The organism is Verrucomicrobiia bacterium (genome assembly GCA_035629175.1).
Taxonomy (GTDB): Bacteria; Verrucomicrobiota; Verrucomicrobiia; order Limisphaerales; family DASXHY01; genus DASXHY01.
The window spans coordinates 14813-32373 of the sequence record DASPIL010000054.1; the positions used below are offsets into that span (position 1 = coordinate 14813).

A 17561-nucleotide genomic window follows, 5' to 3' on the forward strand; every position below is an offset into this window, starting at 1 on the left:
GAAGGTGTCGCCGCCTAAGGCTTCCGTTCAGCTCTGCTGAAATTCCCGCGAAGCCGCGCAGGGGGCCGGGAGGCCCCCTTCCTTTTTTATCCGCCGATGCAACTCATCGAGCGTGATGCGGGCACAAAGTCGGGCTCGCCAATCCGATGCCGCGCTTCCTTCTGCCAGACGATCTCGGTTAACGCAGTGCTGATTTCGGCATCCGTCGCGCCGCCGCGCAATTTTCCGCGCAAGTCGTGTTCCGTCACGCTGAAGAGGCACGTGCGGATTTTGCCGTCGGCGGTGAGCCGAATGCGGTTGCAATGACCGCAGAACGGTTCACTGACAGGAGCGATGATTCCAATTTCTCCCCGGCCATCAGCGAACTTCCAGACGCGCGAAGTGGAAGCCGGGTTGCTCGATGGAACCGGATGCAGCGCAAAGGCGGACTGAACGCGTTCCAGAATCTCGCGCCCCGTCACCACCATGTCACGCAGCCAGGCGCGCGCGGAATCAAGCGGCATGAATTCGATGAAGCGCATGCTGATGTCCCGCTCGCGCGCAAAGTTCGCAAGCGCCGGCAATTCGTGATCGTTGATTCCCCGGATGACGACGGCGTTGACTTTGACGGGTGTGAAACCGAGGTCCTGCGCCAGTTGAATTCCATCAAGTACCTGTTGCAAGCCATCGCGCCCTGTCATCTTCCGGAAATTTTCCGCGTCGAGGGAATCGAGGCTGAAGCTGATCCGATGCAATCCGGCATCGCGGAGCGCGCGCGCCTTTTGCTGGAACAGAAAACCGTTCGTGGTCATTGCGAGATCTTCAATGCCCTCGATGCGTGCGATGCGGGAGACGAGAAGTTCCACGTCGTGCCGCAGAAGAGGTTCGCCCCCGGTCAAGCGAACCTTGCGAACACCGCGGTTCACGGCGATGCGCACCAGCCGTTCGATTTCCTCAAAGCTGAGGAGGCTTGTGCGGGGGACCCATTGTTGCGTGATGGGCGCGGAGTTCGGCATGTTGGCCCAGCGCCCGCGATAAAAATTCTGCGCCGCCTCCGTTTCGGGCAGGCAATAAAGACAGCGGAAGTTACACCGGTCGGTAATGCTCACCCGCAGGTCGCGCAGGACGCGGCCATGCGAATCGATGAGGACCGGCGCGTCGGTCATTTGGTTGCCTGGGGAAGAGCGGCAGGCGCGTTGGTGGCCGGAGGAATCACGCGCACTGAACCGTCAGAGCCGACTTCAACGTTGAGATCATAGTTCGGCTTTTGACGTTGCGCAGGCTCCTGAACGGACCGCGCAGCCATGTTCATCAGCTTCTCTGCACCCTTCTGGGAATCCGAGGTGAAGAGCCCGCGGCGGATCCAGTCGAGGCGTCGGGCGATATTCAACTCTTCCTTGAGTTTCGCGACTTGCGCGCGCAGCACGACGATGTCGTTAAACTGCCGCTCGAGTTCAGCCTTCTCTGCCATCAGGCGCTGCAACTCCTTCTGCAGGAACGCGCGATCGCCATCGGAAGCCAGCAGCTTCCGTTCGGTGTCCTGGATCTGCACGGTGAGATTCGTGATTGAGGCGCTGAGGTCGAGTGCGCGCTGGTCGAGAGCCTGGTTCTGAGATTCGAGTTCCGAAATGCGCGCGTCTCGTTGCGCCACTTCGCGGGCCATCTCTTCGCGCGTTGACTTCAGCGCTGCGGCGGTTTTGTCGAGGCTGGAAGCAGTTTCGGTATAAAGGTTTGTCAAGGTATTCAGGGCCTGTTTCTGGCGCGAACGATCGCCTTCCAGTTCGCCGTTCACCTGCACCTGTTTTTCGAGATCAGCCCGTGTGTTCACGAGCTGGTTGGAAAGCGTATTGATGCGACCGACGTTGGAAACATGTTGTTCTGTCGCAGACTTTTGCGTCCAGATCCAGCCGATACCGAGACACACACAGATCAGGATCAATACGACAAATCCCATTCGATTTTTCATAGCGATGACAAGAATGTAGGCGTAGAACACCTTTGGCAAGCGCCTGCTTGAATTAAAGCCCACGGACTCTAGATTAGCAGCATGAAGTTACCCCGCGAAACAGCTGTCATGACTCTGCCGAACGTAACGCTGTTTCCGCAGTCGCTGCTTCCGTTGTACATCTTCGAACCCCGTTATCGCCAGATGCTTGCCGACGCGCTGAACACCAGCCGCCTGTTTGCTGTCGCAATGCAAAAGCCGAATCACTCGCGTGAAGTTCCGCTGCCGGTCGCGGGGCTCGGGCTCGTGCGGGTAGCCGTCGGGCACAAGGATGGGACATCGCACCTGATTCTGCAGGGCGTGGCGCGGGTGGAATTGCAACAGGCGGTGAAATACAAGCCGTTCCGCATTCACAAAATCAAACCGCTGCAAACACCCCCATGCGACAGCGTCGCAACGGATGCCCTGCTTGAGAAGGTTCGAGAATTATTGCACGAGCGAATCAGGCTGGGTCTGCCATTTACTTTTCCCGTCATGCCATCGATCGATGCCGCGGAAACTTCTCCCGCGCTGTCCGCAAAGGAAATCCTGGGTTACCTGGTTTCAATCAACGAGCCGGAACAAGCCGTTGACCTGGTCTCGTGCGCTGTCCTGCCAAGCGCAACCGAACGGCAGCGGATTCTGGAAACCATAGACGTGGAATCGCGACTGCGCGTTTTGATACAGTTTCTGCTGGCCGAGATCAAAAAGCGTCAGAAGAAGTAGACGTTCACGCGGCGGCAGGTTTCCCGCCGTCCCGATTATTTCCAGGTTCGGATTTCGTCCCACAGCGGCTGCAGGTCCGGATCGGCTAACGCCATCTCCCGAATTTGTTCCAGGTCTCCGATGATGAAGGCACGATGCAAGTAAGCTCGCGCATCGTCGAGCAGGTTCATCTGGCAGGCGTAACAGGCGAGGTTGTAGGGAATTGTGGCCTCCTTGGGAAAGCGGTTGCAGGCCGGCAACAAGGCTTCCCAGGCCATTTCCAATCCGCCATTGCTCGCGCGGCGCAACGCGTACGCCATGTGCAGCCAGCCTGACGCCCGGCTTGGAGCCATCTTGAGCAGCGAACGCGCGATTTCCAGGGCGGGATCCCATCGTTGCTGGCGCGCAAGAATTGTCCATCGCACCTCCAGGACGTCGGGATGACACTGGCGGACAGCCGAGACGCGATTCAGATCCTTCTCGGCTTCCTCAAGGTTGCCCAGTTCCGCCCATCCGACGGCGGCGGACAGGTGGTGTATGTCGGGCGCTTCCAGCGGCTGCATGGCACTCATGTTGTACAATCCGTTCCAATGAGCAACAGCAGTGCCATTCTTAAGGGCGCCTCGCTGTGGGGTGAATGCATCAAGTGACGTGAAATGGAGGCATTTCCGTGTCGAAAAGACGCTGCGATGGCGTGATTCCCACGCTCAGGCGGGTCAAAGTTGTTAACGTGTCGGGCTGCGCTCCCAACTTGGTATTCTTGGGGAAAGTGCCCACTAATCCGGCTTCGCCACCGGATGTAGGATGGCACATGGCAGCAATGTTGAAGAACACCTGGGGCCTGTTCAAAACCGCAGGGGCGAACTGGCTGGAGGATAAAGCGCCACGCCTTGGCGCCGCGGTTTCCTATTATACCATTTTCGCAATCCCGCCGCTGTTCGTCATTGTCCTTTTTCTCGTCAGCCTCGTCGTGGATCAATCCAAAGTTCAAACGCTGCTCTTTTCGGAAATTGGCGGGTTGATTGGCGATAAAAGCTCGGAAGCCCTGCAGGGCGCCATGGCCGCGCAATCGCAGCACAACAAGGGTCTGATCGCGAGCGTCATCGCCATTGGAACGCTCGTTGTCACCGCCACGGGGTTGTTCATCGAACTCCAGGACGCCTTGAACACCATATGGGGCGTAAAGGAAAAACCGGGGCAGGGCATCATGGGCTTCGTCAAGAACCGCCTGCTGTCGTTTACGATGGTTATCGGCATCGGGTTTCTCCTGCTGGTGTCGCTGGTTGTCAGCACCGCGCTGAGCGCGCTGAACAAATACGTCAGCGCACTCGTTCCCGGTCTGGATGTTCTCTGGACCATCACCAACGTGGTGGTTTCGTTTGCCGTCATCACGCTGCTCTTCGCGATGATTTTCAAGGTGCTGCCTGATGTGAAGATCCGATGGCGTGACGTTTGGGTGGGTGCGGTGACCACAGCCGCATTGTTCACGATCGGAAAGTTCGCGCTTGGAATGTACATCGGAAAGAGCTCTGCGGTATCGGCCTACGGCGCCGCGGGATCGCTCGTGCTGGTCCTGTTGTGGGTTTATTACTCGGCGCAAATCCTTTTCTTCGGAGCGGAGGTGACCGAAGTGTATGCGAACCGATACGGCAGCCACCTTGAGCCCGCCAGCAATGCGCAATGGATTCATTCCGAAGCCCAACAGAAATCCAAGCCCGCGCCCTCCGGAAAACCCCGGCGTTCTCGTCGCGCGGAACTGGACGGAGTCCCCACTGCAGACCGCCGTCAGCGGTTGATGTCGGACCTGCGCAACGAAGTGGAATCGCTGCGCGACCTTGTGGAACGTTAATCCGCGCGATTCCGTTTTCCAACGCGCGCGGCCTCTCTTAATCTGCGTTCATGCGCATTACAGGCGGAAAAGCAGCCCGCACCATTTTAAAGGTTCCCAAGGGGCTCGACGTTCGCCCGACGCCCGACCTCGTCAAGCAGGCCATTTTCAACAGCCTCGGGGAACGTGTTGCGGGAGCTCGCGTGCTGGAACTTTTTGCAGGGACGGGAGCGCTCAGCCTCGAAACGCTGAGCCGTGGCGCGGTTTCAGTTCTCTGCGTGGAAAAATCGGCGCGGCACGCGGATGTGTTGCGCCAGAACGCGGTGGCTGCCGGTTTCGAGGGAAGCAATGTCGAGGTGCGCGTGCAGGATGTCTTCCCCGTGATCAACCACCTGGCGGAAAGCAGCCGGCAGTTTGATCTCATCCTCGCTGATCCGCCCTATGGGGAAAAGAACGTTGGGCGCCGCTCGACTTCGTTTGCGCAAAAACTCCTCGATCATCCGCTGCTGCCGCGGCTTCTGGCGCCGGGCGGATTGTTTGTGCTGGGGCACACCAAGCGCGACACGCTGAGCTTTCCCGAAGTATGGCAGGAACGCAAAACGCTGAAGCACGGCGACACCATGATGCGATTCCTGTTCGTCGAATTGGATTGAAAACCAACACGCGCTTCCGCTGAAATGGCGCGGCGCCACGCGTCTGCCGCGCCGAATCATATGCCAACAAAAGCCGAGATCATCTCACGCCTCAAGAACCCTGGAATCATCGCAGTCGTTCGCGCCCAGAAAGCCGAGCAGGTCCTGCCGCTTTCCGAAGCGCTGCTGGCGGGCGGAGTCATTGCCATTGAAATTACGATGACGACGCCGAACGCGATCGAGGCAATCCGGGAGGCGAGCCGCAAGCTGGGCGATCGCGCGCTGATTGGCGTGGGAACCGTGCTGGATGGCGACACCTGCCGCGCCGCGATTGATGCGGGCGCGCAGTTTGTGGTTAGCCCGATTGGCCGGCGCGAACTCGTTCCCATTGCTGCGGCCGCGGGAAAACCGATCATGCTGGGCGCCTACACGCCAACTGAAGCGCAGCTTGCGCATGAGGCGGGCTCGGATTTCATCAAGATTTTTCCAGCCGACACCTTTGGACCCAATTACATTAAGGCCCTCAAAGCTCCCCTGCCCCATTTGAACATCGTCCCGACTGGCGGCGTGGATGCGGGGAACGTTGCCGATTGGTTCAAGGCGGGCGTGGCTGCTGTGGGCGCGGGCTCGTCGCTCGTTTCGGCGAAGATTCTTTCTGACGCCGCATGGCCGGAGCTCACGCGCCGCGCTGAGGAATTTGTGAAGGCGGCGATGCAGGGCCGGACGAAAACGGCTTGATTCGAAAGGCGCGCGGCGTTCACACCGCTTCACGGTTCGCAAGCGCAACACGCCAGCAAATGCCCAGATGCTTACTACTGCAGGCTCATTCTCAAATCCCTCTCTTCCGCTCGGAGCGGAGGAGAGGGCTGGGGAGAGGAGGAGCGTTTAAACCTGAAAAGACATCACGCTGTAGAATGGATCAGAGCACCCTCTCCCCCGGCCCCTCTCCCGCTCCTGCGTCGCAGGCGAGGGGGGAATGTGTAGCCTGAACGAGCCCAGATGCTTACTACTGCAGGCTCATTCCAACTCCCTCTCTTCCGCTCGGAGCGGAGGAGAGGGCTGGGGAGAGGAGGAGCGTTTAAACCTGAAAATGACATCACGCTGTAGAATGGATCAGAGCACCCTCTCCCCCGGCCCCTCTCCCGCTCCTGCGTCGCAGGCGAGGGGGGAATGTGTAGCCTGAACGAGCCCAGATGCTTACTACTGCGCCCAACACAACCTCTCGTGCCCAAGCGTCCTGAAGGCACGCGCTCCGTTCAACGGGCGCAGCGGGCTCGGGCGGAGTCCTTCCATTTTTATCTTGGGCTCCCGGCTGCTTGCCAGTTTACTTTGCGCCGACATGAAACAGAAAGCTTACGCCCGCGCCGGCGTGGACATCGATCTCGGCAATAAAGTCAAAGCCACCCTGCCTCAGTTGCTGGCTGCGACCCATCGTCGGGAGGTCATGGGCAAGGTGGGCGGGTTCGGCGGCCTGTTCGCTCTTGATGTTCGCAAATACCGCCAGCCGATTCTTGTTTCGTCCGTGGATGGCGTTGGGACGAAGCTCAAGCTGGCATTCGCCATGGACCGCCACGACACCATCGGCGCCGATCTCGTCAATCATTGCGTGAATGACATCGCAGTTCTCGGTGCCGAGCCATTGTTCTTTCTCGATTACCTCGGAACCGGAAAACTCGAACCGCACGTGTTCACGGATATCATCAAGGGCTTTGCGCGTGCCTGTTCCGAAAACAAGTGTGCGCTGATTGGCGGCGAAACCGCGCAGATGCCGGGCTTCTACCAACCTGGCGAGTATGACGTGAGCGGCACCATTGTTGGCGTGGTGGAGAAGTCCCGGATGTTGAACGGCCAGAAAACTGTGCGGCGCGGGGACGTTGTCATCGGCATTGCGTCGAGCGGATTGCACACGAACGGTTATTCGCTGGCCCGCAAGATCCTGTTCGAAGATCTGGGATTGAAAACCAGCAGCCGCGTGCCTGGATTGAAGAAGAGGCTCGGGGATGAACTGCTGAAGGTTCATGTCAGCTATGGCCCCCTGGTGCAGGCGCTTCTGAAGAAATTCAATTCAACGAGGAACTCGCATCTTCCCATCAAGGCATTCGCGCACATTACAGGCGGCGGGTTTGTGGACAATATTCCACGCGTGCTGCCGTCCCAATGCGATGTCGTCATTCGCAAGGGAAGCTGGGACATGCTGCCGATTTTTAAGTTCCTGGCGGAACGCGGCGGGGTGCCTGATGACGAATTGTATCAGGTTTTCAATATGGGAATTGGAATGGTTGCTGTCGTTGCCGCAGCGAAGGCCGAACACGTCTTGCAGTTCATTCGCGCAAGCCGCCACGAAGCCTGGCGCATCGGCGAAGTCGTCAAAGGCAGCGGCAAGGCGCGGGTCGAGTAACGTGGTTTCAAGGAAGATTCCTTTATGAAGTGGACGAAGACATTCATTCCGACTCTCAAGGAAACGCCCGCCGAGGCGGAGATCGTTTCCCACAAGCTGCTGCTGCGCGCGGGATTGATCCGCAAACTGACCGGCGGACTGTACACTTTCCTGCCGCTGGGACTGCGGGCGCTGCGCAAGGTTGAGCAGATTGTGCGCCAGGAAATGAACCGCGCGGGCGCGATTGAGGTGCTGATGCCGGCACTGCAACCGCCTGAAATCTGGCAGCAAACGGGCCGATATGAAACCGCGGCCGACGTTCTCTACAAGGTCCGGGACCGCGCGAAGAAGGAATGGGTGCTCAGCCCAACCGCGGAGGAAGTCATCACCACCCTTGCGGCCAGCGAACTCAATTCCTACCGCCAGATGCCCGTGAATTTCTACCAGATCAGCATCAAGTTCCGGGATGAAATCCGTCCGCGTTTCGGCCTCATGCGCGCGAAGGAATTTATCATGAAGGACGCCTACAGCTTTGATGTCAGCGATGACGCGGCGATGGGAAGTTATCGCAGGATGTATGACGCGTACGCGCGGATTTTCAAGCGCTGCGGCCTTAAGAGTTTCCCCGTGGAAGCCGACACTGGCGTCATTGGCGGCAACTATTCCCACGAGTTCATGGTGCCCGCCGACACGGGCGAAAACGACGTGGTGTTCTGCGAAGGCTGCGGCTATGCCGCGAACGTTGAGAAAGCGTCGAGCGGAGTTCCCCCGACCGCAGCTCGCGAAATCGGAGCGGCGATCGAGAAATTTCCAACGCCAGGTGTTGTGACCATCGAAGCGTTGTCGAAGGCTCCCTACAGCGTAGCCGCAAATCGGCAGATCAAAACGCTTGTTTACATCGCCGACAGCAAACCTGTGCTGGTGTTGATTCGCGGCGACGATCAGCTCAACGAAGCCAAACTCGCGGGCGTGCTTGGAACAACGATTTTCCGTCCCGCCGAAGCCGAGGAAATCTTTGCAGCGCTCGGCGCGCATCCAGGAAGCCTGGGTGCCATCGCGGTTTCGAAGCACAGCGTATTCGCCGATGAACGTCTGCGCGGCGCCAATGAAATGACCACAGGCGCGAACGAGGATGGCTTTCATTATCGCAACGTGTCTATGGAGCGCGACATTGCGGTGACCCGTTGGGCGGATTTGCGCACCGTAAAGGCAGGCGAGCCTTGTGCGAAATGCGGAAAGCCACTGAAGGTGCAGCGCGCAATCGAGGTCGGGCATGTGTTCAAGCTCGGCACGCAATACAGCGAAGCGCTGAACGCCCAGTTCCTTGCCGAGGACGGGCAAAGGCATCCCTGCGTCATGGGCTGCTATGGCATCGGAATCACGCGCACTTTGCAGGCTGTGATCGAGCAGAGCAATGACAAGGATGGCATCGTGTGGCCGATGAGCGTCGCACCCTACACGGTTTGCATCACGCCGCTCAGCGTCGCGCCCGACGGACCCGTGATGCAGCTTGCGGAAAAGATTTATGCCGAACTCGCGGCGCGCGGCGTGGACGTGCTCCTGGACGATCGCGACGAGCGTCCTGGATTCAAGTTCAAGGACGCTGACCTGGTGGGTTTTCCGATTCGCATTGCGATTGGCGAGAAATCCCTTGCGAAGGGGGAAATCGAGATCAAGCCGCGAAGCGGCGCGGTGACTTCGATCAAACCCGAGCAAGCTGTGGATCACGTTCTTGCACTGATGAACAGCGCACCCAACGCGTAAACTGCACGGGACGCACGCAAGGACGATGCGGGGCGCGCCGTTCATGAATCCATTGCTCGCAATCGGATCCATTGGATCGATTCGCCAGTGCGCGCGCCAAAGGGCAGGAATGCCGTGCTCCACAAATCTTCCTGCAGTCGAAAAGGGGGGAAGTCCCCATTTCTTAATCTGTCGGCGCTACTCAGACTCGCTGCCATGAACTCTCTAAAACAACTTGCAGCAGCACTTATCGCATTGATAGCTACCGGGCTTGCGGCGCAGGCGCAGCAGGAACGCTTTGAGATTGAATTGCGGGGAGCGTACTGGACCACGAACGACGCCGGAAATATGGTCCGCCAGATCGTCACGCACAACACGTACAAACGCGAATGCATCGTCGACCTTGGGATCACGAATCGCATCCGCACCATGCTCGTTTATCACGCCGGAGCGGATTTCAACGGCGACATCATCGAAGTGGTGCAGCGTGGCAATGACCAGGTGCTTTGCCAGAAGTTGCGTTTGTTGTTCCCAACGACACTCGCGAACAATAGCGGATCAGAAGTTCGGAAGCTTGTGCGTGTGTTCACGGTGGGCGGTAATGACCACGTCGGCGAAGGCCTGGTGACACGCAAGGTAACCCGCAACGGGCGTGTTCTGCTGGGCGGTGACATTACCTTTGAACTTCCGGCGGACGGCACCAACGGCGTGCGGCTCTGCCGCGTGCGATTCAACTCCGTCCGGCAGCTGCCAGCCACGGATTAGCCGCGGCCGATCAACTCGGTGGCTTCGGCCACCTGAAACAGAGTTCCACCCTGGTCCAGCCGGTTTCTCACCGCGCGGGCCAGGGTTGATCGCGTATAGGGCTTCTGCAGGAACAGCGCGGCATCGTGCTGGAACATTTCGGTGTCGAATTGATCCACACAATATCCGCTTGTGAAGAGGATTCTCAGATCCGGATTGGCCGCGGCCAGTTGTTCGGCAAGGTCCAATCCGCAAATACCATGCGGCATGATCATGTCGGTCAATAGGAGGTCGATCTTTCCTTCGAACTGGTTCCAGACTTCCAGCGCATCCAGGCCTGACGCCGCTTCGATGACCTTGTATCCGCAGTCCTGCAGGATCATGCGTCCAAGCGCGAGCACTGAGGGTTCATCTTCGACCAGCAGGATGGTTTCGCTTCCGCCTGTCGCTTCCGGGGCGGCCAGTGCGCGCCCTGCTTGAGCAGATGGCGCCTTGGAATCTGCGGGAAAATGCAACACGAACGTTGTTCCGTTGCCATAGTCGCTGGTGACTTCAATCCAGCCGCGGTGCTGCTTGACCACGCCGTAGACCGTGGCGAGGCCCAAGCCCGTTCCCTTTCCCGGCGGCTTGGTGGTGAAGAACGGCTCAAAGATGCGCGCCATCGTCTCAGGCTTCATGCCGTGACCGCTGTCGCTCACCGTCACCCGCACGAAATCCCCTTCATGGGCATCGGGATGCGTGGCGACATACTCCGATTCAATTTTTGCATTCGCGACTGAAATCCTGAGTGTTCCGCCCATCGCCATCGCGTCACGTGCATTGACCGCGAGGTTCATGATGACTTGTTCGAGCATGGCGGGATCCGCATGTACCATGAACAGCTTCTCCGGCGGTTCGAATTCGAGCGAGATGGATTCCCCGAGCAACCGTTTCAAGAGCTTCACCATCGCGGTGATGATCTCCCTGACATCAAGAAATCTCGGTTGAATGACGCTCTTGCGACTGAACATGAGCAGCTGGCGGGTGAGGCTCGCCGCCCGTTCGGCTGCAAACGAAACAGATTGGACGGAATCACGCAGTTCAGGCGCGAGAGCCGAACGCGTCATCAGGATTCCCGCATGGCCTTGGATCACGGTCAACATGTTATTGAAGTCGTGCGCCACCCCCGCGGCGAGCTGGCCGACCGATTCCATTTTCTGCGACTGCCGCAACTGCTCCTCAAGATTCAGGCGATCGGTGATGTTGCTGATGTAGCAATGCACCACACGGGTTCCGGGCAGCGGGTGGAGCGAAACCGAAAGGACATGGTTGTCGACGCGGAATTCGCGATTCAAGAGGGTGTCCCCCGTGGCGAGGCAGGATTTCACTTCGGCTTTCAGCTCGGCTGGAAGCAACGCGGCAGGTGCCTCTTTGCCGGCTGATTGCGCAAGTTGCAATGCTGCATCGTTGCTGTAAGTGATGGCTCCCTCGTGATCAAGTTCCAGGGCAGGATTGGGATTCAGGCGCGCGAAGTCAGCGACCTTGTGCAGCTCGACGGTGGACCGGGAATGTTCCATCGCAGCGGCCAGCACGTTGGCGGTTGCGAGCAGGAACTGGACTTCGTCATTGGTGAACTCGCGGCGAAACACTGTGTAGATGGCCAGCACACCATAAGTCTGGCCGCGGCTCGCAATGGCCACGGACGCCCCGCTCACCACGCGGTGTTCGCCCAGCATGGGATCGTTGCTGAATCGGAATTCACGGCGCACGTCCGAGATCACAACGGGTTCTCCTGATTCCAGCGTGAACCCTGCCTGGGAACGCGGGTCGCCATCGATCAATGCAATTCCGACAATTCCCTTTCTCCAGCCGGTGCCCGCGCGCAGGAGCATTGAATTGCCGTTCGGCAAACGTTCGAGAATTCGACAGAAGGGCACTTCCAGAGTCTGCGAAACCAGGTTCGCTGCCTGGGTCAAAAGAATGTTGATGTCTGAAGACGTCAGGGCGCATTGGCCGATGGCGGCGACAGCTGCCTGCTGCAGTGCACGATCGAGGGACCGCTGTGTTTCTTTTTCGAGCTCGCGGGTGCGCTGCTCGAGGGACGCCGCCATGCGATTGAATTCCTCCGCGAGCGCCGCGACTTCGTCGCACCGCGCGACGAGCGATGTGCGCGCCGACAAATCGCCGCTGCGCAACCGCTCCGCAGTGCCCATGAGCAGGCGCAGGTCGCGCAGCAGAAAATGATGAATGCCCCAGGCCGTCGCAATGGCGGCCAGAACGGCGGTGCTCCATGCCAGCCATGTTGTTCCCGTAATGGACAACGCCGCGAGCGGCGGAACAATTGCAACCAGGATTGTCCCGGCAAGGCGGAAGCGAAGACCCGATGGACCCATAGTCAATCTCGTAAACTGTTTACAACGCACGTGTACGGAGGCCATTGAGCGAGTTTGCTGCCATCGACCGCATTCAGGCTCCGCTTCGTTCAAGTGCCCGGCAGGCTGTGCGATGCATATCCATTTGCGGGAGCGCCACGCGGTGCACCGCGCGAATGTCTTCCGACGAGACACACAGGCCGGGAATTGGACGCTCCCAATTCCAGCGTGGATCTGAACAGCCGGCGGGCAGGCCTGAATTCAAAACGCGGCTCCGACGCGAGAAGGGCATCGCGTATTCAGCAGGAAAATTTCAAAAAATTTTCAAACGCTTGAAGCAGCCTTCGGGACACCCGTCTGATCTTGCGTATGAAAAAACTAATTCTGATTGCAGGTCTTCTCACCGCTGGGGTGGCGGTTAGTCAGGCTGGCGTTCACCTCAACATCGGAATCGGATTTCCGCCTCCGCCGCGCGTTATCGTGAGTCACCCGGCTCCTGTATACTGCCCGCCGCCCGTGGTGGTTGCTCCGCCGGCATGGACGCCCGTCGTCGTGGCGCCCCATTGGCACGGTGGCTATCACGGACGAGTGCACCACCGGCACGGCCACAGCCACGGGAAATACCGTTATAAGGAACACGGGGGCCACGGGCACGGGCACGGCCATGGCCGGTATGTTTATCGGGAACGCGGACGCTGGTAATTGGGCAGGTTCAACACAGCCGGGCAGTCATCCTGCCCGGCTTTTTTATTCAGGGAAGTTGACGACCCCGTGCTGTTCTCCCTCCTGGACGTGCGGGCGGGTTCCCCGGGCATAAGCTTTTGCGGCCTCAAAGAGATACTTCACGCTTTGGAATCCGCCGGTATCCCAGTACTCGCCTGATTCTGCCTCAGCGTGAATCAACACCAGCTCGGGATCCTGCACGCCCCCGGGAAACCAGGTGCGATACGATTCCTTCCATAGTTCCGCGGCTTTATTGCGATCGAAGATCAACCTGGCTGTTGCGTGCAGCACGAGGTAGCGGCTCATCTCATTCTGGCAAACAATCAAAACCCGCTGGTCATTTTCAATTTCATGCACCTTGGCGCTGTGGCGCCCCGTAAAGAACCACACGTCGCAATTCGATTCCACTCGCGCGAGCGCCATCGGCCGCGCGTTGAAAGGCATCCCGTCGCCCCGCGTCACGAGCAATGCGCTGTCAAACCCGGCCAAAAGTTCACGAAACTTATTCACGTCATTGTCCATAAATCCTCCGGTTACCCTCCACGCTCCGCCATGCCTCTCCCCCGGTCAATGGGTCACTTTCGGGGGACGCAGCGACTGAGCAGGATAATTGCTTTTGTCAATGGGCATATGCCGGTGGAAAGATGCGCTAACTGTGGTAGTCTGGTGCTCTTTGTATTTGGCAAAGAAGTTCATCGGCCATGACGGCAGGTGCGAAGCAAGAGTCACAAGCAGCGTAAGTATGATGTGTCGGTATCGCGGAATTTCATTGGCGTCGAGGAGTGCATTCCTGGCGTTTTGGTCACTCTTTATTTTCATCCAGGCCTCGCCCGAGGGCTGGGCAGCGCCGCGGGAATTCCGTCCAGGCGCCCTGTCGCAGGTGCGAGAACTCCCGCGCGGACGCCTGCAGGAAAGATTGAACCGTCTCCCGCCACAGGCCCGCGCGCGGGCGCTTGGCTGGCTGCGAAACTTTCATTTCACCGAGGCCGATGTGGATTCACTGCACGCGGATGCAGAAGGCGCCATCTATTACGTGGATCATTTTCCCGGCGCGGCGTCGACGGCACTGCAAGCCGCAGAACCGGTCACTTCGGAAGCAGCAGTTCCGGTATCGCCTTTTCCGCCGAACCTTCAGCTGCACAGCCGTCCCGGTGCGCCCAACGTGATCTATCTCAACTTTTCGGGCGAATCGATCAGCAATACCGCCTGGAACAGCTCCACAGGCCGTTCGGTGATTGAGGCCCTTCCGTTCAGCAGCGACAGCGATTACTCGACCTTCAGCGATTCGGAGCAGGCAGCGATTCGAAAAGTGTGGCAGCGCGTGTCGGAGGATTTTGCTCCATTCAACGTGGACGTGACGACCGAGCGTCCCCCCGCGTTCACCAGCCGCACTGCAATGGCATTGATTACGCGCAGCTCGGACGCGACGGGCGGGGCAAACCCCTCCGCCGGCGCGGGCGGCATTGCCTACGTGAACGTTTTTGCGTCCGGAAACTATAACACTTTCCGCCCCGCGTTTGTTTACCATGACAACCTCGGCCATTCAGAAGCGCACATTGCGGAAGCGGCCTCGCATGAAGTGGGTCATAACATGGGGCTCAGCCATGATGGCTTGACCAGCGGCGCGAGTTATTACGGCGGACACGGCAGCGGCGAAACATCGTGGGGACCGATCATGGGAACTGGCTATAACCGTAACGTCACCCAGTGGTCGAAGGGAGAATATTACCTGGCGAACAATACGCAGGACGATCTTGCGTTGCTCGCGAGCAAGTTGTCCTACATTCCCGACGATCACGGCAACGGCCTCGCCACCGCAAGCGCGCTGGAGATCGACGGTACAAACATTGCGTCGACCACGCCCGAGACGGATCCGACCAACATGCGCACGATCAACAAAGGCGTCCTGCACGGAAACGGCGATGTGGACGTGTTCTCCTTCACAACAGGCCCGGGTGAAATCACTTTGACAGTCAAACCGTGGGTGAATGCCTCGGGCATGCGCGGTGGGAACCTGGATGTATCAATTGAGTTGCGCGATGAATTCAATGAACTGGTTGCCACCAATAATCCCGATTCCCAAACCAGCGCGCGCATCGAAGCGGTTGTGCCGCAGGGCAAATATTTTGTGGTTGTGGGAAATGCCGGGATCGGGTCTCCCGTTACAGCCAGCCCTTCAGGTTACACATCGTACGGCAGCATCGGGCAATACTTCATCAGCGGATCGATCCAATCGCCAGATTTGGTGCCTGTGAATGTGCAGATCACAGCAACGCCGAACAATCCCGAGTGGGGAAGCGTGACGCCCGCGACTGCGACGGCGGTCGTTGGCACGACGGTGCAACTTGCGGCGATCCCCGCCCCGTTTTATGAATTCGTCGGCTGGACCAACGGTGCGGTGGGCACCGAGAATCCACTCACGCTTGTCGTAACCGACAGCACCGCCGTCCAGGCGGTCTTCCACGAACGCCTCACGACCAACTCACCCACCCCCGTGTGGTGGCTTGCGGAACATGGATTCAATCAACCTGAGGCAGCTGTCGATGACATCGGCGCAAACGGGATCGCCGTCTGGAAATCGTATGTAGCCGGGCTCGATCCAACTGATCCAACAGACCAACTGCGGGTCACGATCGATCGGTTTCCCGGCATTGATGTGGTGCATTGGAATCCAAGGTTGGGCCGCACCTACAACGTGTTGAGCAGCGAATCCATTGATGGACCCTATTCGTTCCTGCCGAACGGGAGAAATGTGCCGGCATCAGCCACCAGCATGACCAACACCGCTGGAATTGGCAGTTCACGATTCTATCGCGTCGAAGTGAAGCTGCCCTGAAATCGTAGCAGAAACGGGGCATGCAGCTTGTCGCGCCGAGACGCCGCCGTGCCCCGTCGCAACCGTTATCGGACCTTCAATGGCAACTGGGTCAGTTGCGCATGCAACGCTGAAAGGACATCGCCCGTGCGCTGCGCTCGAACGTCGTTTCCAAAACGGAACGTCGCGCCAGGATCAAATCCCCGCACGACGAGGCAGTAGTCGGGATTCACCATCACGCCCAGCAGTTCCCCGGTTTTGCTGAACACAAGGTCACCGCGTGAAGGATTGAATTTGCCGAACAAGCCGCGAACGAAACTGTTATCGAGCCGGACGTAATCAGGAGTGGTCAGGTCAATCTGAAAGCGGCACTCGCCGTAGTAACCCTCCTCGGCGCCGACCAGCACGGCATCCTGGAACTTGTAAGGCTTGGGCGACATCACGAATGGCCTGCTGCCAAGCGTGCGAACCTCCGCCTGCGACAGCGGAATCCACACAATGCGCGGGTCGCGAAAGTTGAAAGACAACGAACGGATCGGGACCTGCGCGCCCTTTCGGCTCAGCACACCCGTGAGCGATTCCCACTGCGTTCCCGGACTGACAATGTTGATGGGCGTGTCCTGCACGTGGCATAGAGCGTAGGAGTTGGTTCCATCGGTCACCAGGATTGTGGTGGTCGCCCGATTGCGGACGGCTTCAGTTCCAAGCATGCCGGGACGGGAGGCGCTGATCCGCGCCTCGACACGGTTTGTCGCAAACTGATTGAAGATGGTATTCGGCGCCAGCGGCCGGTTCTCACGAATCTCCTGCACGAGTTCAGTGGATTTGTTGGCGAGGACCTTGACACCTTCTGCAAGACGGGCTCGCTCCTCGCGTTCCACCTTCACCTGCTCCTGCATTGCAGCAGCTTGTTCGGCGGCATGCCGGCGTTCCACCTCGGCAACTTGCAGGCGGGTGGCAAGCTGTTGCCGTTCGTTCAGCACCATTTGATTGCTGCGGGCCAGTTCCGCCAGCGCGCGCTGCAAGGCCGCTGCCTGCTCAGCCTGCCGCCGTGCTTCGGCTTCGGTCTGCGACAAGCGTTCGCGCGTCTGCGAAACCTCCCCTGACGTGCTGCGCAATTCCTGGTTCAACTTCTGGATATTGGTCTGGGCTGCGGAAAACTGCTGCTCGAGTGCGAGCTGCTGTTGAGCCAGATGTTCCGCCTGCTGCTGGCGCACCTGCAACTGTTGCTGCAATTCCGTGGCCTGCTGCTCGCGCGATTGCAACCGCTGCTGCAAGGCGCGCGCCTGCGATTCCCGATCGGCCGCCGTGCTGCGAACGCGTTCCAGTTCGCCCAGCAACTGCTCGCGGCTCCGACGCTCCTCATCCAGCGCCAGCTGCATCATCGCCGCGAGATCGCCGCGTCCGCTTGCTTCCACGCGATTGGTTGCCGTCTCCGTCCGGGCTGTTGCCTGCGCGCCTTCCTCGGCAACCTTGTTGATATCGACGCTTGAAAACGCCAGCAGGCTGATCAGCAGGAAATCGCAAATGACGATGAGGATGCTGCGGTTCATAGCGACGTCGCGAAAGGATTGGCGGGCTGCTGCTGTTGCAGCGCGCTCTCCGCCTCAAGCAGCAGCTTGCGGCGGGTCGGCCGAAGATGAACGACCTTGAACAACACAACAAACAGGATGCCGAAAG

15 protein-coding genes are annotated in these 17561 nt (G+C 59.0%); 9 read left to right on the forward strand and 6 right to left on the reverse strand.

All coding sequences use genetic code 11. The features are described 5' to 3' along the window. Positions 1-86: 86 nt before the first annotated feature. The gene (gene moaA / locus VEH04_08800; GenBank protein ID HYG22867.1) at positions 87-1145 is read right to left on the reverse strand and encodes a GTP 3',8-cyclase MoaA; all 1059 of its coding nucleotides are present in this window, start codon (positions 1143-1145) and stop codon (positions 87-89) included. Beyond that, the gene (locus VEH04_08805) at positions 1142-1933 is read right to left on the reverse strand and encodes a hypothetical protein (protein HYG22868.1); all 792 of its coding nucleotides are present in this window, start codon (positions 1931-1933) and stop codon (positions 1142-1144) included. Before VEH04_08805 ends, moaA begins: the two co-directional genes overlap by 4 nt. A gap of 93 nt (positions 1934-2026) precedes the next feature. On the opposite strand from VEH04_08805, the gene VEH04_08810 reads away from it, so the two are divergent. Then, complete coding sequence (locus VEH04_08810; GenBank protein HYG22869.1) at positions 2027-2689, forward strand: LON peptidase substrate-binding domain-containing protein; 663 nt, start codon at positions 2027-2029, stop codon at positions 2687-2689. A 35-nt stretch (positions 2690-2724) separates the two neighbouring features. Here the strand turns inward: VEH04_08810 and VEH04_08815 are convergent, their stop codons facing one another. Continuing rightward, complete coding sequence (locus tag VEH04_08815; protein HYG22870.1) at positions 2725-3240, reverse strand: tetratricopeptide repeat protein; 516 nt, start codon at positions 3238-3240, stop codon at positions 2725-2727. Between the two features lie 239 nt (positions 3241-3479). Between VEH04_08815 and VEH04_08820 the strand changes: the two genes are divergently transcribed. The 6 genes from VEH04_08820 (at position 3480) to VEH04_08845 (ending at position 10013) form a co-directional block, all read left to right on the forward strand. Further along, entirely contained in the window at positions 3480-4517 is a 1038-nt protein-coding gene (locus tag VEH04_08820; protein HYG22871.1) for a YihY/virulence factor BrkB family protein, read from the forward strand. Between the two features lie 50 nt (positions 4518-4567). Further along, a complete protein-coding gene (locus tag VEH04_08825; GenBank protein HYG22872.1) occupies positions 4568-5149 on the forward strand; it encodes an RsmD family RNA methyltransferase in 582 nt (193 codons plus the stop codon). Positions 5150-5209: 60 nt separating this feature from the next. Further along, positions 5210-5866: a bifunctional 4-hydroxy-2-oxoglutarate aldolase/2-dehydro-3-deoxy-phosphogluconate aldolase gene (locus tag VEH04_08830; GenBank protein ID HYG22873.1), complete on the forward strand. Its 657-nt coding sequence runs from the start codon at positions 5210-5212 to the stop codon at positions 5864-5866. A 601-nt stretch (positions 5867-6467) separates the two neighbouring features. Beyond that, positions 6468-7526 (forward strand): phosphoribosylformylglycinamidine cyclo-ligase, encoded by a 1059-nt coding sequence (purM, locus tag VEH04_08835; protein HYG22874.1) that lies wholly within the window; start codon positions 6468-6470, stop codon positions 7524-7526. Positions 7527-7550: 24 nt separating this feature from the next. Continuing rightward, positions 7551-9269: a proline--tRNA ligase gene (locus VEH04_08840; protein ID HYG22875.1), complete on the forward strand. Its 1719-nt coding sequence runs from the start codon at positions 7551-7553 to the stop codon at positions 9267-9269. Between the two features lie 195 nt (positions 9270-9464). Continuing rightward, the gene (locus VEH04_08845; protein HYG22876.1) at positions 9465-10013 is read left to right on the forward strand and encodes a hypothetical protein; all 549 of its coding nucleotides are present in this window, start codon (positions 9465-9467) and stop codon (positions 10011-10013) included. Here VEH04_08845 and VEH04_08850 read toward each other — a convergent pair. Further along, positions 10010-12364, reverse strand: coding sequence for an ATP-binding protein (locus VEH04_08850; GenBank protein HYG22877.1), 2355 nt, complete (start codon positions 12362-12364; stop codon positions 10010-10012). The genes VEH04_08845 and VEH04_08850 overlap by 4 nt on opposite strands. Before the next feature lie 348 nt (positions 12365-12712). Here VEH04_08850 and VEH04_08855 point away from each other — a divergent pair, with 348 nt between their 5' ends. Next, a complete protein-coding gene (locus VEH04_08855) occupies positions 12713-13045 on the forward strand; it encodes a hypothetical protein (protein HYG22878.1) in 333 nt (110 codons plus the stop codon). Between the two features lie 45 nt (positions 13046-13090). Here the strand turns inward: VEH04_08855 and VEH04_08860 are convergent, their stop codons facing one another. Next, entirely contained in the window at positions 13091-13576 is a 486-nt protein-coding gene (locus VEH04_08860; protein ID HYG22879.1) for a pyridoxamine 5'-phosphate oxidase family protein, read from the reverse strand. A gap of 232 nt (positions 13577-13808) precedes the next feature. On the opposite strand from VEH04_08860, the gene VEH04_08865 reads away from it, so the two are divergent. Continuing rightward, positions 13809-15902, forward strand: a complete 2094-nt coding sequence (locus VEH04_08865) for a zinc-dependent metalloprotease family protein (GenBank protein ID HYG22880.1) — start codon at positions 13809-13811, stop codon at positions 15900-15902. Between the two features lie 65 nt (positions 15903-15967). Here the strand turns inward: VEH04_08865 and VEH04_08870 are convergent, their stop codons facing one another. Then, the gene (locus VEH04_08870; protein HYG22881.1) at positions 15968-17434 is read right to left on the reverse strand and encodes a hypothetical protein; all 1467 of its coding nucleotides are present in this window, start codon (positions 17432-17434) and stop codon (positions 15968-15970) included. Between the last annotated feature and the right edge of the window lie 127 nt (positions 17435-17561).

Excerpts from the sequence above, each read along its gene's own strand:
- VEH04_08850 (HYG22877.1), bottom strand. The coding sequence starts at position 12,364 with ATGGGTCCATCGGGTCTTCGCTTCCGCCTTGCCGGGACAATCCTGGTT.
- VEH04_08805 (HYG22868.1), bottom strand. The coding sequence starts at position 1,933 with ATGGGATTTGTCGTATTGATCCTGATCTGTGTGTGTCTCGGTATCGGC.
- purM (HYG22874.1), top strand. The coding sequence starts at position 6,468 with ATGAAACAGAAAGCTTACGCCCGCGCCGGCGTGGACATCGATCTCGGC.
- VEH04_08840 (HYG22875.1), top strand. The coding sequence starts at position 7,551 with ATGAAGTGGACGAAGACATTCATTCCGACTCTCAAGGAAACGCCCGCC.
- VEH04_08825 (HYG22872.1), top strand. The coding sequence starts at position 4,568 with ATGCGCATTACAGGCGGAAAAGCAGCCCGCACCATTTTAAAGGTTCCC.
- VEH04_08870 (HYG22881.1), bottom strand. The coding sequence starts at position 17,434 with ATGAACCGCAGCATCCTCATCGTCATTTGCGATTTCCTGCTGATCAGC.
- VEH04_08865 (HYG22880.1), top strand. The coding sequence starts at position 13,809 with ATGATGTGTCGGTATCGCGGAATTTCATTGGCGTCGAGGAGTGCATTC.
- VEH04_08830 (HYG22873.1), top strand. The coding sequence starts at position 5,210 with ATGCCAACAAAAGCCGAGATCATCTCACGCCTCAAGAACCCTGGAATC.
- VEH04_08810 (HYG22869.1), top strand. The coding sequence starts at position 2,027 with ATGAAGTTACCCCGCGAAACAGCTGTCATGACTCTGCCGAACGTAACG.
- moaA (HYG22867.1), bottom strand. The coding sequence starts at position 1,145 with ATGACCGACGCGCCGGTCCTCATCGATTCGCATGGCCGCGTCCTGCGC.
- VEH04_08845 (HYG22876.1), top strand. The coding sequence starts at position 9,465 with ATGAACTCTCTAAAACAACTTGCAGCAGCACTTATCGCATTGATAGCT.
- VEH04_08815 (HYG22870.1), bottom strand. The coding sequence starts at position 3,240 with ATGAGTGCCATGCAGCCGCTGGAAGCGCCCGACATACACCACCTGTCC.
- VEH04_08855 (HYG22878.1), top strand. The coding sequence starts at position 12,713 with ATGAAAAAACTAATTCTGATTGCAGGTCTTCTCACCGCTGGGGTGGCG.
- VEH04_08820 (HYG22871.1), top strand. The coding sequence starts at position 3,480 with ATGGCAGCAATGTTGAAGAACACCTGGGGCCTGTTCAAAACCGCAGGG.